15 protein-coding genes are annotated in these 14,789 nt (G+C 69.0%); 6 read left to right on the forward strand and 9 right to left on the reverse strand.

Features of this window, described 5'->3' with window-relative positions; genetic code table 11:
* Position 1: 1 nt before the first annotated feature.
* The 4 genes from FH610_RS00295 to FH610_RS00310 all read right to left on the reverse strand — a co-directional run bounded on the left by FH610_RS00295 (position 2) and on the right by FH610_RS00310 (position 4,756).
* Positions 2–1,351, reverse strand: a complete 1,350-nt coding sequence (locus FH610_RS00295; protein ID WP_139572103.1) for a TrkH family potassium uptake protein — start codon at positions 1,349–1,351, stop codon at positions 2–4.
* Positions 1,348–2,580, reverse strand: coding sequence for a cation:proton antiporter (locus FH610_RS00300; RefSeq protein WP_139572104.1), 1,233 nt, complete (start codon positions 2,578–2,580; stop codon positions 1,348–1,350). The genes FH610_RS00295 and FH610_RS00300 overlap by 4 nt, the downstream gene beginning before the upstream one ends.
* A gap of 368 nt (positions 2,581–2,948) precedes the next feature.
* Positions 2,949–4,124: a GDSL-type esterase/lipase family protein gene (locus FH610_RS00305; RefSeq protein ID WP_139572105.1), complete on the reverse strand. Its 1,176-nt coding sequence runs from the start codon at positions 4,122–4,124 to the stop codon at positions 2,949–2,951.
* Between the two features lie 62 nt (positions 4,125–4,186).
* A complete protein-coding gene (locus FH610_RS00310; protein WP_139572106.1) occupies positions 4,187–4,756 on the reverse strand; it encodes a TetR/AcrR family transcriptional regulator in 570 nt (189 codons plus the stop codon).
* Between the two features lie 126 nt (positions 4,757–4,882).
* Between FH610_RS00310 and FH610_RS00315 the strand changes: the two genes are divergently transcribed.
* Positions 4,883–5,221: a PadR family transcriptional regulator gene (locus tag FH610_RS00315; protein WP_240808669.1), complete on the forward strand. Its 339-nt coding sequence runs from the start codon at positions 4,883–4,885 to the stop codon at positions 5,219–5,221.
* A complete protein-coding gene (locus FH610_RS00320) occupies positions 5,218–6,333 on the forward strand; it encodes a hypothetical protein (RefSeq protein ID WP_139572107.1) in 1,116 nt (371 codons plus the stop codon). Before FH610_RS00315 ends, FH610_RS00320 begins: the two co-directional genes overlap by 4 nt.
* Positions 6,334–6,518: 185 nt before the next feature.
* Here the strand turns inward: FH610_RS00320 and FH610_RS00325 are convergent, their stop codons facing one another.
* From FH610_RS00325 to FH610_RS00340, 4 genes are all read right to left on the reverse strand, one after another.
* A complete protein-coding gene (locus FH610_RS00325) occupies positions 6,519–8,078 on the reverse strand; it encodes an alpha-L-arabinofuranosidase B (RefSeq protein WP_139572108.1) in 1,560 nt (519 codons plus the stop codon).
* A 517-nt stretch (positions 8,079–8,595) separates the two neighbouring features.
* On the reverse strand, positions 8,596–9,132 hold the full coding sequence (locus FH610_RS00330) for a P-loop NTPase family protein (protein ID WP_139572109.1): 537 nt from the start codon (positions 9,130–9,132) through the stop codon (positions 8,596–8,598).
* Positions 9,133–9,197: 65 nt separating this feature from the next.
* Complete coding sequence (locus FH610_RS00335; protein ID WP_338104508.1) at positions 9,198–9,350, reverse strand: response regulator transcription factor; 153 nt, start codon at positions 9,348–9,350, stop codon at positions 9,198–9,200.
* A gap of 13 nt (positions 9,351–9,363) precedes the next feature.
* Complete coding sequence (locus FH610_RS00340; protein ID WP_139572111.1) at positions 9,364–9,774, reverse strand: hypothetical protein; 411 nt, start codon at positions 9,772–9,774, stop codon at positions 9,364–9,366.
* A 53-nt stretch (positions 9,775–9,827) separates the two neighbouring features.
* On the opposite strand from FH610_RS00340, the gene FH610_RS00345 reads away from it, so the two are divergent.
* The 3 genes from FH610_RS00345 (at position 9,828) to FH610_RS00355 (ending at position 12,875) form a co-directional block, all read left to right on the forward strand.
* Positions 9,828–10,229 (forward strand): ACT domain-containing protein, encoded by a 402-nt coding sequence (locus FH610_RS00345; protein ID WP_139572112.1) that lies wholly within the window; start codon positions 9,828–9,830, stop codon positions 10,227–10,229.
* Positions 10,230–10,564: 335 nt separating this feature from the next.
* Positions 10,565–11,572: a glycoside hydrolase family 11 protein gene (locus tag FH610_RS00350; protein ID WP_139572113.1), complete on the forward strand. Its 1,008-nt coding sequence runs from the start codon at positions 10,565–10,567 to the stop codon at positions 11,570–11,572.
* 256 nt (positions 11,573–11,828) lie between these two features.
* Positions 11,829–12,875: a hypothetical protein gene (locus FH610_RS00355; RefSeq protein WP_139572114.1), complete on the forward strand. Its 1,047-nt coding sequence runs from the start codon at positions 11,829–11,831 to the stop codon at positions 12,873–12,875.
* Here the strand turns inward: FH610_RS00355 and FH610_RS00360 are convergent.
* The gene (locus FH610_RS00360; RefSeq protein ID WP_139572115.1) at positions 12,822–13,898 is read right to left on the reverse strand and encodes a pyruvate kinase; all 1,077 of its coding nucleotides are present in this window, start codon (positions 13,896–13,898) and stop codon (positions 12,822–12,824) included. The two genes, FH610_RS00355 and FH610_RS00360, sit on opposite strands and share 54 nt — an antisense overlap.
* Positions 13,899–13,970: 72 nt before the next feature.
* On the opposite strand from FH610_RS00360, the gene FH610_RS00365 reads away from it, so the two are divergent.
* Positions 13,971–14,786, forward strand: a complete 816-nt coding sequence (locus FH610_RS00365; protein ID WP_139572116.1) for a hypothetical protein — start codon at positions 13,971–13,973, stop codon at positions 14,784–14,786.
* Positions 14,787–14,789: the final 3 nt, after the last annotated feature.

Here is a 14,789-nt window from a genome sequence, read left to right on the forward strand (position 1 = left end):
GTCAGCCAACGATGACGTCCTCCTCGGGTAATTCATAGCGGCGGGTGCGCTCCTTGAGCGCCAGTGCGGAGCCCAGCGTGAGCGGGCCGATCCGGCCGACGAACATCAGCAGCGTGAGCAGCACCTGCGCGGCGGGGGAGACGGCGGAAACGACGCCGACGGACAGTCCGGTCGTGCCGAAGGCGGAGACGACCTCGAAGAGCACCCGGTCCAGGGAGTGCGGCGTCAGCACCAGCAGGACGTAGGTGAACAGCGCGACCAGGGCCACGCTCAGCGCGGTCAGCGAGACCGCCTGTCGCTGCGCCGCCTCGGTGAGGCGGCGGTGGCCGATGTTCACCCGGCTCTCGCCGCGCAGCTCCGCCCAGACGATGAACGTGAGCAGGCCCAGCGTGGTGACCTTGATGCCGCCGGCGGTGCCCGCGCTGCCGCCGCCGACGAACATCAGCAGCTCGGTGACGAGCCAGCTGGAGGGATGCATCTGCGTGATGTCGAGGCTGTTGAACCCGGCGCTGCGCGGCATGACCGCGGTGAAGAACGCGGAGAGCAGCTTGCTTTCCCCGTCCATCGGCCCGAGCGTGCGGGGATTGGTCCACTCCGTGAGGAGGAAGACCAGAGTGCCGCCCGCCAGCAGGACGGTGGTGACCGTGAGCGTGATACGGGTGAGCAGCGACCAGCGGCCGGGGCGGCGCCAGGAACGGCGCAGCTCGAACACCACGGGGTAGCCGAGCCCGCCCACGATCACCGCCGTCGCGACGGTCAGGCAGACCCACGGATCGGCGGCGAACCTGACGAGGCTGTCGGGCCACAGCGCGAAACCGGCGTTGTTGAACGACGAGACCGCGTGGAACAGGCCCAGATACAGGCCGCGCCCGACGGGCTCGCCATACCCGAGCACGAACCTGAGCGTGAGAACGGTTCCCACGACGGCCTCGCAGAGCAGGTTGAAGAGCACGACCTTGCCCACCACGCGCCGCAGGTCGCTGCCGTTGAGCACCCTGGTCTCGGCCTGCGCGGACAACCGGGCGCGCAGGCCCAGCCTGCGGGAGACGAGCAGGGTGAAGACGGTCGCCAGGGTCATGATGCCGAGGCCGCCCACCTGGATGAGGACGGCGATGACCACCTCGCCGAACGCCGACCAGTGCGTGGCCGTGTCGACGACGGTCAGCCCGTTCACGCACACCGCCGACGTCGCGGTGAACAGGGCGGTGATCCAGTCCGCGGGCTTCCCCGAGGTCGTGGCGAGCGGACTGGACAGCAGGGCGGTCCCCAGGAGGACCGTCACCCCGAACACTGTCGTGATGACCTGCGCCGGCTGGTGGAAACGCGCCACCATGGCCCAGAACAGCCTCATGTGGGCTTCTCTCCGTCGTCGCGGCCCCGTACGCGTCCGCGCAGGCGGCCGTACCAGGCGGGGACCTCGCGTTCGTCGTCGAACCAGCGGGCCACCAGGATGTCGGTCGAGGAGTGCAGCAGGATCGAGGCGACGATGGTGACCGCGACGAGCTGGAAGACCTGCTGGGCGGCGGCGATGCCGGAGGCGAGCACGATGAGTCCGTAGACGACCGAGGCGAAGCCCTTGGGCCCGAACCACGCCGCCGCGGCCTGCTCGCGCACGCCCAGGCGCGAGCCGAGGAAGGACACCCAGATGGCGACCGGCCGGGCCACGATGAGCGCCAGGATCGCGAAGACCCAGCCCGCCCAGCCGACCGAACCGAGCAGGGCCGGGCTGATCAGCGCGCCGAACACCAGCAGCGCGGCCAGCTTGAACAGCTCGGCGATGAGCTCGCCGAAGTGCTCGAACGACTCGCGCTGCCGCTCGCCGAAGGTCGCCACCGTGATGCCGGCGCAGAAGGCGGCCAGGAACAGGTTGCCGTGCGTGGCCTTGCCCAGCGCCAGCACCAGCAGGCCGATGGCCAGCGCGTTCAACGGCTCGTAGGCGGTGGAGGCGGAGAACCAGCGGGTGCGCTCCAGCCTGATCGCCAGCCACGGAACGGCCACGCCGATGAGCACGCCCACGCCCAGCTCCAGGCCGAGCTCACCCAGGTGCAGGTTGTCCGATCCGGCCGCGACGGCGAGGAAGACCATCACGAACGGCAGCGCCAGCCCGTCGTTGACGCCCGACTCGACGTTCAGCAGCCGGCGCAGCCGGGGCGGCACCTTCTCGTTGCCGACCAGCGCGGCGGCGAACACCGGGTCGGTGGGTGAGAGGATCGCGCCGATCAGCAGCGACTCGATCCAGCCCAGCCCGACCAGGTAGTGCGCGCCGACCGCGGTCACCAGCAGCGTGAGCGGCAGCCCCCAGCCCAGCGCCCGGCCGGGCAGCTTCCACGCCTCGCGCAACTCGGCCCAGCCGACCCGCATGCCATCGGTGAACAGCACCGCGAACAGCGCGAGCTCCGCCAGCGTGCCGACGATCTCGTCGTCCGGCGCGATGGGCATCACGCCCAGCACGCCGTCACCGAGGAGGAACCCGGCGACAAGGAACAACGCGGCGGTGGACAGGATCGTACGGTTGGCCAGGCTGGACAGCAGCACCGCCAGCAGCAGGACGCCCGCGAACGCCGGCAGCAGAGCGCTCATCGGCGGCCCGCCTCGACGCGGCGCCGGCAGGCCGTCTTGAATACCACCGAGAACCTCCGTGCGGGCAACGAGATGACGTCGCCGACCAGACTTCCCGGCACACCGCGGCCTACCGTAACAGCACATTTCCCACCAGGCACATCAAGGCTCTCAACCGGTGGCACGATCGGGCGGTGTCGGTCCGCGAACCCGATGAAGCCGACGGCGAACGGCGGGTTCGTCAGCTGCGCGACGCTGCCGATCACGTTGCCGGCGAGCCGGCCGCCAATCGGTGGGGATTCGGTAAACCGCCGATGCCCGGATATCGAGCAGTTGAAGCCACTGACACGATGAGCTGTGGGCGGCGCGATTTCCCGCCGGGATTTCGGTCAGCCGGACGTGATGGCGAATGGGCCGCCGGCGCCGAACACGAGGCGGGCGAAGTTCTCGCCGATGCGGCCATGTCCCGCGGGGTCGGGGTGCACCTCGTCGGGCAGCGGCAGTTCCGCGTAGTCCGCCTCGCCGTAAAGGTCGCGGCCGTCGAGGTAGTGCAGGTTCGGGTCGTCGACCGCCCGCTGTCGCACGATCCGGGCGAGTTCGTCGCGGATGACGTTGAGCGTCAGACGCCCGGCGGCGCGTTCGGCGGGGTCGCCCGTGGCCTTGAATCGCACGGTCCCGCCGTCGAAGTCGGGCGCGAGCGGGCCGGGGGTGTCCTCCTGGACCGGGCACAGGATGGCGGACACGACCAGCAGCGGCGTGGCCGGATGCCCCTCGCGGATGGTGTCGAGGAAGCCGTGGACCGCGGGGGTGAAGGCGCGCAGGCGCATCACGTCGCCGTTGACGATGTTGATGCCGATCTTGACGCTGATCAGGTCGGCGGGGGTGTCCCGCATCGCGCGGGCGGTGAACGGGTCGAGCAGCGCACTGCCGCCGAACCCCAGATTGATCAGCTCCACTCCGCCCAGGGCGGCGGCCAGGGCCGGCCAGATGGCGGTCGGGTGGGCGGCGTTCGAGCCGTGGCTGATGGAACTGCCGTGGTGCAGCCACACCCTGAGTCCGCTGTCCGGCGCCGGCTCGATCGGGGCGTCGGTGCGCAGGGCGATCAGCTCGGTGACCTCCGTATGAGGAAGCCAGATCTCGACGTTCTTGTCATACCCGGGAAGATCGGCGAACCGGGCGGTGCCGGGAGCTCCTTCGCGCAGCTCGGCGGACTGCGTGGCCATGTCGATCACGCGGACGTTGCCGCCGGTCACAGTGGCCTGGGCCGTGAGGCGGCCGTCGACGAGCAGGTCGTATACGCCGTCCGCCGGGGCAGGAAGACCCCGGTAGGCCCTCTTGGTGGGCAGCGTGTCCAGTTCGATGGTGGTGGCCCGGGTCCGGAACGCCAGGCGTACGCCGGACGGCTGGGCCTCGGCCATGGCCAGTTGCCCGTCGGGGATCTGCCGGCGAGCCCAGGCGGGCAGCCGATGCGGCAGCAGCCCGTGCGCGGTGCGTTCCACGTCGAGGACGCCGCGCAGGATGTCCGGGGTGACGGGGGTGGTGATCCAGTCGTGCTCGATGCTCATCGTCTCAACCTGTTGATCGGGATTGCCGGAGTGTTCCACCGCGCCGGTGCAGCCCCTGGTGGTCAGGGCGTGGTCCGGTCGCGCAGCAGGGTGTCGAGGGAGTCCACGATCCAGGACCAGGATTCCTCCGGGTCGACGGCGGTGTGGCTGAAGCCTCCGCTCATCTCCAGGCTGACGTAACCGTGGAAGACGCTGCCCAGCATCCGGACCGCGTGTGTCTGGTCCGGCTCCGTGATGTCGTAGCCGCGCAGGATGGCCCGCGTCATCTGCGAATGCCTGACGCCGGCGCTGGCGGCCGCCGTCTCGGGGTCGAGCCTGAGCCGGGCGGCGTCGTAGCGGCCGGGATGCTCCCGGGCGTAGCCGCGGTAGGCGTCCGCGAAGGCGGCCAGGGCGTCCTTGCCCGCGCGCCCGGCCAGCGCGTCCGCGACCCGGTCGGCGAGTTCCTCCAGCGCGAACAGGGCGATCCCGGTCTTCAGGTCCTGGGAGCTCTTCAAGTGGGAGTAGAGACTCGCGACCTTGACGCCGAACCGCCGGGCCAGCGCCGAGATCGTCACCTGGTCGAAGCCGACCTCGTCGGCCAGCTCCGCCCCCGCCCTGATCAGGCGTTCCGTGGTCAGCCCCGCCCGCGCCATAACCCTCTCCCTGCTTCACCTGAACCGATTATGGATTTGCCTAACACATTTAGGCAAATCGTTGATGGATCTCGCGATGATGTGCGGCACGCTTGAATATCATGTCTGCCGATATATGCTGGGAGCGTGACAGCACGGGCGATGACGGAACCGGCGTTCCTCGTTCTCACCGCACTCGTCGACGAGCCGCGGCACGGCTACGGCATCGCGCAGGAGGTCGAGCGGCTCTCCGAAGGGCGCGTTCAACTCAAGATCGGCACCCTGTACGGCGTGCTCGACCGGCTCGCGGCCGACGGGTTCGTGGAGGCGGACCGCGAGGAGGTGCGGCAGGGACGGCTGCGCCGCTATTACCGGCTGACCGACGAGGGGGCGCGGGCGCTGGAAGAGGAGGCCGTACGGCTGGCCGACAACGCGCGCCGCGCCGTCGATCGGCTGCGGCTCAGGCAGGCGGGAGGGCTGGCATGAGCGAGCGAAGCGGTGGACGCAGCGAGCGAAGCGGTGGACGTAGCGTGCTCGAGGAGCGCTACCGGCGGTGGCTGCGGCTGCTGCCTGCGTCCTACCGGGCCGAGCGCGAGGAGGAGATGGTCTCGGCCTTCATGGAAGGCGCCCAGCCCGGGCGGATTGGAAACGACGACCAGCGTCCGCGTTTCCTGGAGATCGCCAGTGTGGCCGCGCTCGCGCTGCGGCTGCGGCTGGGCGGTCCGGGATCGCCGCCCGGGTCCTACCTGTGGGGTGAGGCGGTTCGCCGGGCCGCCCTGCTCGGCCTCGTCTTCTGGACGGTGATCGCCGGCCTGTACGCCGGGCAGGCGGTGCTGACGTACGGCATCCCCGTGGATGCTCTGCCTGACGGCGTCATGGGCATCGGCGATCCCGGGTCGCCCGATCGGATGCGGCTCGTGCTGGCGGACCTGACGCCCCTGCTGTGGGTGGCCGCCCTGGGCGCGCTCGTCCGAGGCCGCGCCCGCACGGCCAAGGCGGCGGCGATCGCTGCCCTGGTCGTTCCGTACGCGCTGGTGCCGCCGTTCACCCTCGGGTGGGAGAGCGCGGTGCGCTGGGCCTGCTCGGCCCTTCCGGCCGTGGTCACGGTGCTGGCGCTGGCGATCGGGTTCCACCGCGACGCCCCGCCGCCCCGCCTGCCCGCGCGGCGGGCCCTGCTCCTGCTCGTGCTCCCGATCGCCGTGGGCCTCCTGCTCTCCCTGGTCGTCGGTGTGCTCGGGGCGGCGACGCGGGCGGGGACGATCTCGGAGCGGCTCCTCATACCGGTCTGGATGTGGGTCGACACGACGGGCCTCGCGTGCGTGGCGCTGCTGGCGGTCGCGGTGTGGTGCGCGATCCGGCGCCGCACGCCGGGGCGGCCCGTCGCGCCCGTGGCACTGGCGGCGGCGATCCTCACCGTGCCTGTCGCGCTCGCACGGGCGACCACATGGCCCCTGGGCGTGGCCGACGCGACCCGCCTCGCCGCGACCCTGCAACTGGCCGTGCTCGTGGCGAGCGGGATCACGCTCGTCGTCGTCGGCGTACGGGCGCTGCGGACGGCGGACGGAGGCCTTACCGAGGTGCGCGGGCAGCCCGGATGACGTCCGGCCGCGCCGCTCACGTACGTGGTGCCGGCCTCTCCGGCGGGTAACCGGCCGGGGTCGCCATAGGTGGGGCCTGGACCGAGCCGCACGAGGGGTCGTAGTAGCCCTCGGTGCCGTGGATGACGGCAAAAGACGGAAGCCGCCCCCGTCGGCCGGGGGCGGCTCCGCTCATGCCGGAGGGCTTACGCCCAGGGCTGGGAGACGACCCAGCTCACGTCGTCGTTCCATGCGGTGGCGTTGTCGAAGGAGTTCGAGCCGCCGTTGCTGGCGATGTAGACGGTGTTGTTGTAGTGGCGGATGAACCGGGTCGGGAAGTTGTAGGAGGCGAACGACGTGCCCTGACCGTTCTTCCCCGTCTGGGGGCAGAAGGTGGCGTCGGAGGCGAACAGCGAGCTGCCGTCGTTCGACTGCCGGTAGAGCTGGTAGTTGCGGTGCCGCAGGAAGTCGCCGGGGTAGTTCCTCGACTCGAACGACACGCACGAGCCGCTGGCCAGGCCGCTGCGCACGATCCAGGTGGCGTCGCTCTTGTCCAGCGAGGAGCTGGAGGAGGTGATCACCGACGTGATGGCGTTGTCGTTCTGGTGCCGGATGTAGCGGTCGGTGTAGCCGGGCGTGGTCGCGCGCAGCGAGATCGACGAACCGGGGGTGAGCGATCCGCCGGGGTTGCTGCCGCCCGACGTCGAGTATCCCGCGGCGACGATGTTGGCCTGCACGGCGTTCTCGGTGGCGTCCGACGGGTAGCCGGAGGTCATGACGCCTTCATAGAAGGTGCCCCTGGCGCCGACGCTGTTGTCGCCGCCGATGCCGAGGATGATGGCGCCTTCCTTCTTCATGGGGTTGTAGCCGGCGACGTTGGGACGCACCCCGTTGTAGAAGGTCGACAGGCTGCCCGACTGGGCGTTGCCGCCGCGGATGGCCCAGTGGTTGGGCTCACCCTTGATGATGGCGGTCAGGAACCGGTGGCTGATGCTCGGGTCGCCCGCGTTGTAGTGCTGGTTCACGCCGGAGAACAGGCCGTTCTCCAGGTCGGCCATGATCCAGGGGCCGTTGCCTGCGCCGTAGCCCCAGACCTTGATGTTGCCGAAGTAGATGGCCTCCATCGTGCCGTTGCCGTTGTCGCGGCTGTTGGTCTCGGCGTTGCCGTAGTCGAAGCAGCAGCCGCCGTTGTAGTGGGTGCCGTCGAAGATGGCGTACATGCCCTCCGGCTGGTCGCCCGTGGCGACGCCGTTGGTGTTGTTGTTGCGGTAGCCGGTGCCGGGGGCCACGTAGACGCCGTAGGCCTTCTGCCCGCCGACCGTGATCGGCGCCGCGGTCGCGACCGCGAGGTTGTCGTAGCCGCCCGCGGCCGGGCCGGAGAACCCGCCGGGAGGCGCCTGGGTGAGGCGGTTGTTCCGGCCGGACTGGTCGTAGATGATCGTGATGAGGCAGGTGGTGCCGGCGCAGAAGGAGTCCTGCGCGGCGGCGTTGGCGACCCCGCCCGCGCTCAGCACGCCGATGTCGCGGGTGGCGTTGTCCGAGGAGCGGCGCACCTGGTAGAGCGAGCCGTTGTAGTTGCCGTACAGGGCGCGGGTCGTGCTGTGCGCCGCCACGCACGGCGTGCCACCGGCGGCATAGATGTCACACGGCCCCTGCGCGGCGGCCTCCGACGGTGCGGAGAGGCCGGCCAGCAGGCCGGCGGCGAGTGTGATCGCCGCGCCCGCGGACAGCGCCGCCCTCTTCAAATGCCCTAATCGGAAAATCATGATGGCTTTCGTGCCTTCCTGGTGGGGGGTGTCTGGGATCAGTGAAGTGTTAGCGCTAACAATTGCAGCTGTGAGCCCGCCGTTTCACAGTCGTGCACGGGGATCGGTGCGCTCAGTTTTGGCGTCTGACCCGTCTCCGTCAAGGCCCGAATTTGCGGAGAGGGCGTTCGCGTGCGCCGTCCGGCCCTCGTCCGGGGTTGACTTCCCGGACGGGACGCTGCGACCTGTTCGGGCTGATCGGCGCCGTATTACTCCAGGTCACCGGATATCTCGCGATACTCGCCCCGCTGTCGCGACGCCCGGATCCGGCCGGTCGCGCGGGGTTTGAACGGAAAGTCGTGAAAGTTTCACGACCGATGCCCCACGCGCCGCAGTTCGACCTTTTGCGGTCTTGACGGGCGTGCCGGAATCCCCCACAGTGACGGCAGACGCCCGCCGTACCCGCCACCTGCGGGCGTCTCATCCTGTCGTCCCCGACCTGAATGGCAGGCCAAATAGTTATAGATAACATTTGGGATCACGGTCGCCCGGCCGCGCCGGGGGCGCCCACCGTGGCGAGCCAGCGGCGGGCCTGTCCTGCCGTGCGCAGCCGTACGACGGTGAGATGCGGATGCCTGCCGATGAGCTCCAGCGTGGTCGTCCGCTTCCGCTCGTGCTGTGACCATGCCCAGCGGATGGGGTGCCCGGGATCGACCCAGTCCCGCACGCTCTCCCTGTTGCCGTTCCACAACTCCTTCCTCGACACGGCGTGGGCGAGCGAGCGGCGTACGACCCGGTGCATCACGGTGCGACGCGGGAGGTCGAGCCAGACGACGGTGTCGGCGCGTTCCCACAGCAGGTCGTCCAGGAAGGAGTGGTACTGGTCCTCCGTCACCCAGCGAGGCGCGGACGAGAAGCCGTCGACGTCGGACTCGAACTCCGGCCGCTTCGTCCAGCCCGGCCCGTGGTGCAACGCGTCGAGCTCGTGACGGGGGAGCCCGAGCCGCCGCTCCAGGGCCCTGGCCATCGTCGTCTTACCCGCCCCGGAGATGCCGGCGATCAGCACTCTGTTCATGGTGACATTCCACCAGTGATCTCCGAGTGTTCAGCCCGCGCTCCCCGGCGAGCGAAGGGACGTCCTCAGACGAGGTGAGCCTCGTAGGCGGCGATGACCAGGTGGACGCGGGTGCGCGCACCGAGTTTGGTCAGCAGGTTGCTGACGTGCGTTTTCACCGTGCTGAGGCTGACGTACAGGCTCTGGGCGATCTCCGCGTTCGACAGCCCCCGCGCCACCAGGACGAGAACCTCACGCTCGCGTTCGGTGATGTCCAGGCCACCCGCCCGCGACGGAGTTCCACCCGTCGCTGCTGCCTTCCGGAGCCTGGACGGTGATGGCCGGGGGCACGCTCATGATCGTGGTGAGCCCGCTGCTCGGGCCGGCGCTCGGCACGGTGCTGCGCAACGGGGCCGTGGCGACCGCGGCACTGGTGGCGATCGTCCTCGTGCTTCCGTTCGTCGCCCGCACGCTGCCATGGGGCGAGCGGATCAACCGGTTCCTTCCGGCGTACCCGGCGCTCCAGCTGATCGAGCAGGTCCCGGACATCATGCCGACCTGGACGGCGTTCACCGTACTCGCCGGGTGGGCGGCGATCCCGCCGGTGATCGCGATGCGTTTCCGCCCTGATCCCGGCCACCGGCCGCCGTCGAGCTCGGCCATGGTCGCCGCGGTCTTCAACGGCCGGTGTGCGGGTCACTTGTACGGTGCTGGGTGTGACTGGCGAGACCGACCTGCGCGTTCTGCTGAGCGCCATGCGCCCGCGGCTCAACCCGGGCCGTTATGTGTTCACCACCGTCGACGGCGCAATCCCTCCCGGCGTCGGTCCCGTCGTCACGGTCGCCGAGGAGGAGGAGGGCCTGGCACTGGTCCTGCCGCAGCAGGAGGCCGACGCCGCGGGGCTGGCGTACGAGTACGTCGCGGGCTGGATCACGCTGCGCGTCCACTCGGCGCTGGAGGCGGTCGGCCTGACCGCCGCCGTCGCGCGGGAGCTCGCGGACGCCGGCCTGAGTTGCAACGTCGTCGCCGGTTTCCACCACGACCATCTCTTCGTGCCGTACGCACGTGCCGCCGAGGCGGTGGCCGTGCTGGAGGGCCTCACGCGACGCTCCGCCTGACTGTGGACGCTACGGTGCGGCACGGCTGGCCGGGGGCACAGCCGGGAGATCTGAAAGTTTCAAGGCTCTGACCTGCGTTCTGACTCTGTCCACAGAAATCCGCAACGGTCGGACAGTGGCCTCTGGCCAGGGATAATGCCGATCTATCCCATCCTTGGATCTCGGCGGCATCACGGGAATCGTTGACAATGGCGCGAGCATGGTCCGATACTTTCGCCAAAGCTCCGATAGTTTTCGGAGCGTACGGCACCGACGTGCGGTGGCCGCGACCCGCCCACTTTACGGCTCCGCCTGGTCGTCGTGCCCCCGTCAGCCTTCACGAGGAGGAAGCGCGCATGATCGACGCTCCCGTTCACTGGTCAGGCCGCAGACGCGGCGGCCTCAGGCTGCTCGTCGTCCGGGCCTGCGCCGTGGCGCTGGCCGCGGCCGTGGCGCTGCTGCCCGGCGTCGCCCACGCGGCCGTCACGACGAACCAGACCGGCACCAACAACGGATACTTCTTCTCGTTCTGGACCGACAGCCAGGGCACGGTCTCCATGGATCTGGGGTCCGGCGGCAACTACAGCACCTCCTGGCGCAACACCGGCAACTTCGTCGCCGGCAAGGGCTGGAAGCCCGGCGGGCGCAGGACCGTGACCTACTCCGGTAGCTTCAACCCCTCCGGCAACGCCTACCTGTCGCTGTACGGCTGGACGCGGAGCCCGCTGGTGGAGTACTACATCGTCGACAACTGGGGCACCTACCGGCCGACCGGGACCTACAAGGGCACCGTCACCACCGACGGCGGCACCTACGACATCTATGAGACCACCCGCTACAACGCCCCCTCCATCGACGGCAACCAGACCTTCAACCAGTACTGGAGCGTCCGGCAGCAGAAGCGGACCGGCGGCACCATCACCGTCGGCAACCACTTCGACGCCTGGGCCCGCTACGGGATGAACCTCGGCAGCCACGACTACCAGATCCTCGCCACCGAGGGCTACCAGAGCAGCGGCAACTCCAACATCACCATCGGCGGCTCCACCTCCACCGGCGACCCCACCACCTCTCCGAGCAACCCGCCGTCCGGCGGCGGTGGCTGCACCGCGACGCTGTCCGCCGGTCAGTCGTGGAGCGACCGGTACAACCTCAACGTGTCGGTCAGCGGCTCGAACAACTGGACCGTGACGATGAACGTGCCGTCCCCGGCGAAGGTCATCGCCACGTGGAACATCAGCGCCAGCTACCCGAGCTCCCAGGTGCTGACCGCCAAGCCCAACGGCAGCGGCAACAACTTCGGGGTGACAATCCAGCACAACGGCAACTGGACCTGGCCCACGGTCTCCTGTAGCGCGAGCTGACCCCGGCGGCAGAAACGCCGCACCCGAAACACCCCACCAGGAAACACCGCACCCATGGCGCGGCGGCCGATGGCCGCCGCGCCATCCTGCTGCCGGCGAGGCGCCTTCGTCGCCCGAACCGGGCACGCTTGACCGGGCGAATGTTACGGTCGGCTGATCTACGGGATCCCGAGGGACGGTCACGATGAAACCCGCTGTCCGAGTGACCCTTGGCGCCGGTCGTCGTTCGGAACTGGCACCGCACGTGCTGACGGCGATGCTTCCCCTCGGAGACAAGAACCTCGAAGTGAGGATCTGGATCGAGGATCCCGCGCTCGCCGGCTGCATGGGGGCTCGAATGCTCGCACACGCCGCCGTCGCGAGCCTGCCCCTTGCCGCCACGGTCTCGGTCGTGTTGCTGAGCGGCTCTCCGGAGAGATACAACCTGGCTGTCGAGGACGGGGTGCGGCGTGCTCTCAACACCCGTGCCCGCGAGGTCGTCGCCTTCGACTGCACGACCATGATCGAAGCTGATCTCGCCATGCGGTCCGCGATGGCGATCTCCCTGCCGGACCGGTTCGAGGGCATGCACGGAGCGTTGCTCCGGCTCAGGCGCAGGAACGCGGCCGAGGCCCCGAGCCGGACCGGAACCGTGGCGCTCCTCGGCGCGTCGGGTGCCGGGAAATCCCACATCATCGCCCGCTTCCTCGCGGACCCGGAGTACGAGGTGACCGTCCTCGCCGAGGACTGGTTCGTGGCCTGCGCCGACACCGGCAGGGCGTACTTCTTTCCGGAGCGACGCGTACTGCTCAAGCACGAGACCGCCGCCATGTACTCCCGGTCCGGGTCGGCGCCGGAGCCGTCGTATCCCGACCCGGCCGACGGTGCCCGGGCTCTCTACGACGCCGACCGCCTGTTCGCTTCCGCCTACGCCTCCGATGACGGAGGAGAAGCCGTGATCGACACACTTGTGGTCCTGCGAGCGGAGAGCCCGGCGGCTCCCCACTTCCGGCGGTTGAGGTCAGAGGATGCTCAGTGGATCCGCACCGGTGAATACTCGGCGTATTACCAGGCGAACGAACAACTGCTCGACGGGAGCAGCGAAATCTTCACCCTGGCGCAAACAGAGCGGCGGCTGGCGAATCTGGTGCGTCTGGCCGGGCGGACATCGGCCTTCGTGTTCGCCGGAAGCCGGGCCCTGGACGGTCACGCGGTCCTTCGCGCGCTGCTTTCCGCCGGGCCAGAGCCCGATCCGTACCATTCGCGCGGGTCACCCGCACAGGTCTCGCAGGACGCGGACGGCGCGCAGGGGGTCGAGCACTGAGATCGAGCCGGCCACCAGGAGCCCGTCCACTCCCAGGCGCAGAAGCCGTCGTACGTCGGCGAGATCCGTCGCGGACGGCGTGGACCGGTCGCACAGGCTCTCGAGGATCCTCGACCCGACGACGACGGGCCGCCCGACACGCCGGCACAGCTCCACCGTGTTCCTGACGACCTCACATACGGCGGAGGGGTCAAGCTCCACACCGAGATCGTGTCTGCCGACGAGCACGCCGTCAGCGGCTTCGGCTATGCGCTCCGCCTCGGCGTAGCCGCGGGCCGACTCGATCTTGGCGAACACCGTGACGCCGGCCGCGCTCTCGCGTATGCGGGTTATCTGGGACGCCTGCTCGCAGAAGGACACGACGACAGCGTCCGCGAGCACTGGGCCGAGGCGAGCGGCGAGCTCGAGTTCCGGTGCGGTCGGGCAGGAGATGCTCAAGGCCGTGCTCCGCCGTCCGACGCTTCTGGCCGAGAGCGTCATGGGCGAGGACGCCACGCATCGCGTCGTCACTTCCGCTGAGTTCACAGCGTTGACGACGAACACGTAGGCCCCGTCGGCGACGACGATCTCGTCCCCGACGGCCACGGCGTCGAGCAGCCGCCGACCGTGGTCGATCTCCATGACCCGCGATCCCGGCTTCCTTCGCGGCGCGTTCTCGGTGCTGTCGGCGAGGACGACCTCGTCACCGGCGACCAGGTGGAGGGCTCCCGTCAGCCGCCTGACCAGAGGCTTGTCGCCCGGAAGGTCGAGCAGCACCCGGAGGCCCCCGTCTCTCGCGGCATGAATCCAGGGGGTGAGTTCGCCGCGGTCAAGGAGCGGGAGGATGTTCCCCTTCGCGATGATCCGGACGCCTGTGCATCCTGCCGCAAGAAGATCGGCGGGAGCCGGCCAAGTCTCATTTCGATTCGACAGAGTCGTGAATATGTCGGTTCTCATGCTGACACCTTCGGCGGGAGTACGGTCGACGCCGGTCGGGCATTCCCGGACGGCGATGAGGACCGTCCGGAAGATGGGTATCGGCACGATTGCCGCGTCGCGTCGGGGTGCATCACCTATGGTAAGCGCGGGGCCGTGCAGTCCATACTGGAGATCGCCATGAGAACGATCCACTGGCGCGATTGGCTTGAGGCGGTCGCCGCGCTTCTCACCGTCACCGGCTTGCTTCTGCCCGTCGCGATATTAGCCGGCGTATCCGCGGGCCTGTGGGACTCGAAGGACCCTCTGCAGGACATCCGGCATGTTCTGGAGTTGGTCAGCGGAGCGGTCTCCGGGTTCATGCTGGCGGCGGGAATAGCGCTGTTCACCTTGCGGCGACAGAGTATGGCGAATGGGAAAAGAACGGCAGAGGTCGAAAAATCCGTACAGGCGCTTCAGTCGATGATCTTTCCGGAGGTCGACGGCGTGCTGAAACGCCGCGAGGCGATGCCGGGATGGCCGCTGACCTTGCGCGGCGGCCGGCGGCTGTCGCTCAGCGGTATGTCGCTGCGCGCCTTCTCCCTGGAGAACCTGGGGGACCTCGAACGCATCCTCGAAGCGGGCGGCAGCTGCAGAGTCTTGTTGATCGAGCCGGGATCCAAGTCCAGCGCCGTCGCGGCGTTGAATATTTTGAACCACTCCGACCCGGCCGAGTACGATCGCGATGTTCGTCAGAGCCTCGACAGATTCGCCTCCCTGCGCGATCGTTACGCGACTCAGATGCAAATCCGGTTGCTCGATCATGTTCCGGCCGTGAGCCTTGCCGTGGTCGATCAGGGCCTTCCCGACGCGCGCACTTTCGTGGAGTTCTACACGTATGAAAACTCTTCGAATGCTCGACCCCACCTGGAGCTCAGGCCGGCCACCTCCCCAGTATGGTATGGGTACTTCACCAATCAGTTCGAAAAGATGTGGCAACGAGCCGCGAACTACTGACAT

The sequence above is a fragment of the Microbispora catharanthi genome, assembly GCF_006334915.2.
GTDB lineage: Bacteria > Actinomycetota > Actinomycetes > Streptosporangiales > Streptosporangiaceae > Microbispora > Microbispora catharanthi.

Coding starts and splice junctions, on each gene's coding strand:
- FH610_RS00340 (WP_139572111.1), bottom strand. CDS start 9,774: ATGGCCGAGCTCGACGGCGGCCGGTGGCCGGGATCAGGGCGGAAACGC.
- FH610_RS00350 (WP_139572113.1), top strand. CDS start 10,565: ATGATCGACGCTCCCGTTCACTGGTCAGGCCGCAGACGCGGCGGCCTC.
- FH610_RS00300 (WP_139572104.1), bottom strand. CDS start 2,580: ATGAGCGCTCTGCTGCCGGCGTTCGCGGGCGTCCTGCTGCTGGCGGTG.
- FH610_RS00295 (WP_139572103.1), bottom strand. CDS start 1,351: ATGAGGCTGTTCTGGGCCATGGTGGCGCGTTTCCACCAGCCGGCGCAG.
- FH610_RS00320 (WP_139572107.1), top strand. CDS start 5,218: ATGAGCGAGCGAAGCGGTGGACGCAGCGAGCGAAGCGGTGGACGTAGC.
- FH610_RS00305 (WP_139572105.1), bottom strand. CDS start 4,124: ATGAGCATCGAGCACGACTGGATCACCACCCCCGTCACCCCGGACATC.
- FH610_RS00330 (WP_139572109.1), bottom strand. CDS start 9,132: ATGAACAGAGTGCTGATCGCCGGCATCTCCGGGGCGGGTAAGACGACG.
- FH610_RS00365 (WP_139572116.1), top strand. CDS start 13,971: ATGAGAACGATCCACTGGCGCGATTGGCTTGAGGCGGTCGCCGCGCTT.
- FH610_RS00310 (WP_139572106.1), bottom strand. CDS start 4,756: ATGGCGCGGGCGGGGCTGACCACGGAACGCCTGATCAGGGCGGGGGCG.
- FH610_RS00325 (WP_139572108.1), bottom strand. CDS start 8,078: ATGATTTTCCGATTAGGGCATTTGAAGAGGGCGGCGCTGTCCGCGGGC.
- FH610_RS00355 (WP_139572114.1), top strand. CDS start 11,829: ATGCTTCCCCTCGGAGACAAGAACCTCGAAGTGAGGATCTGGATCGAG.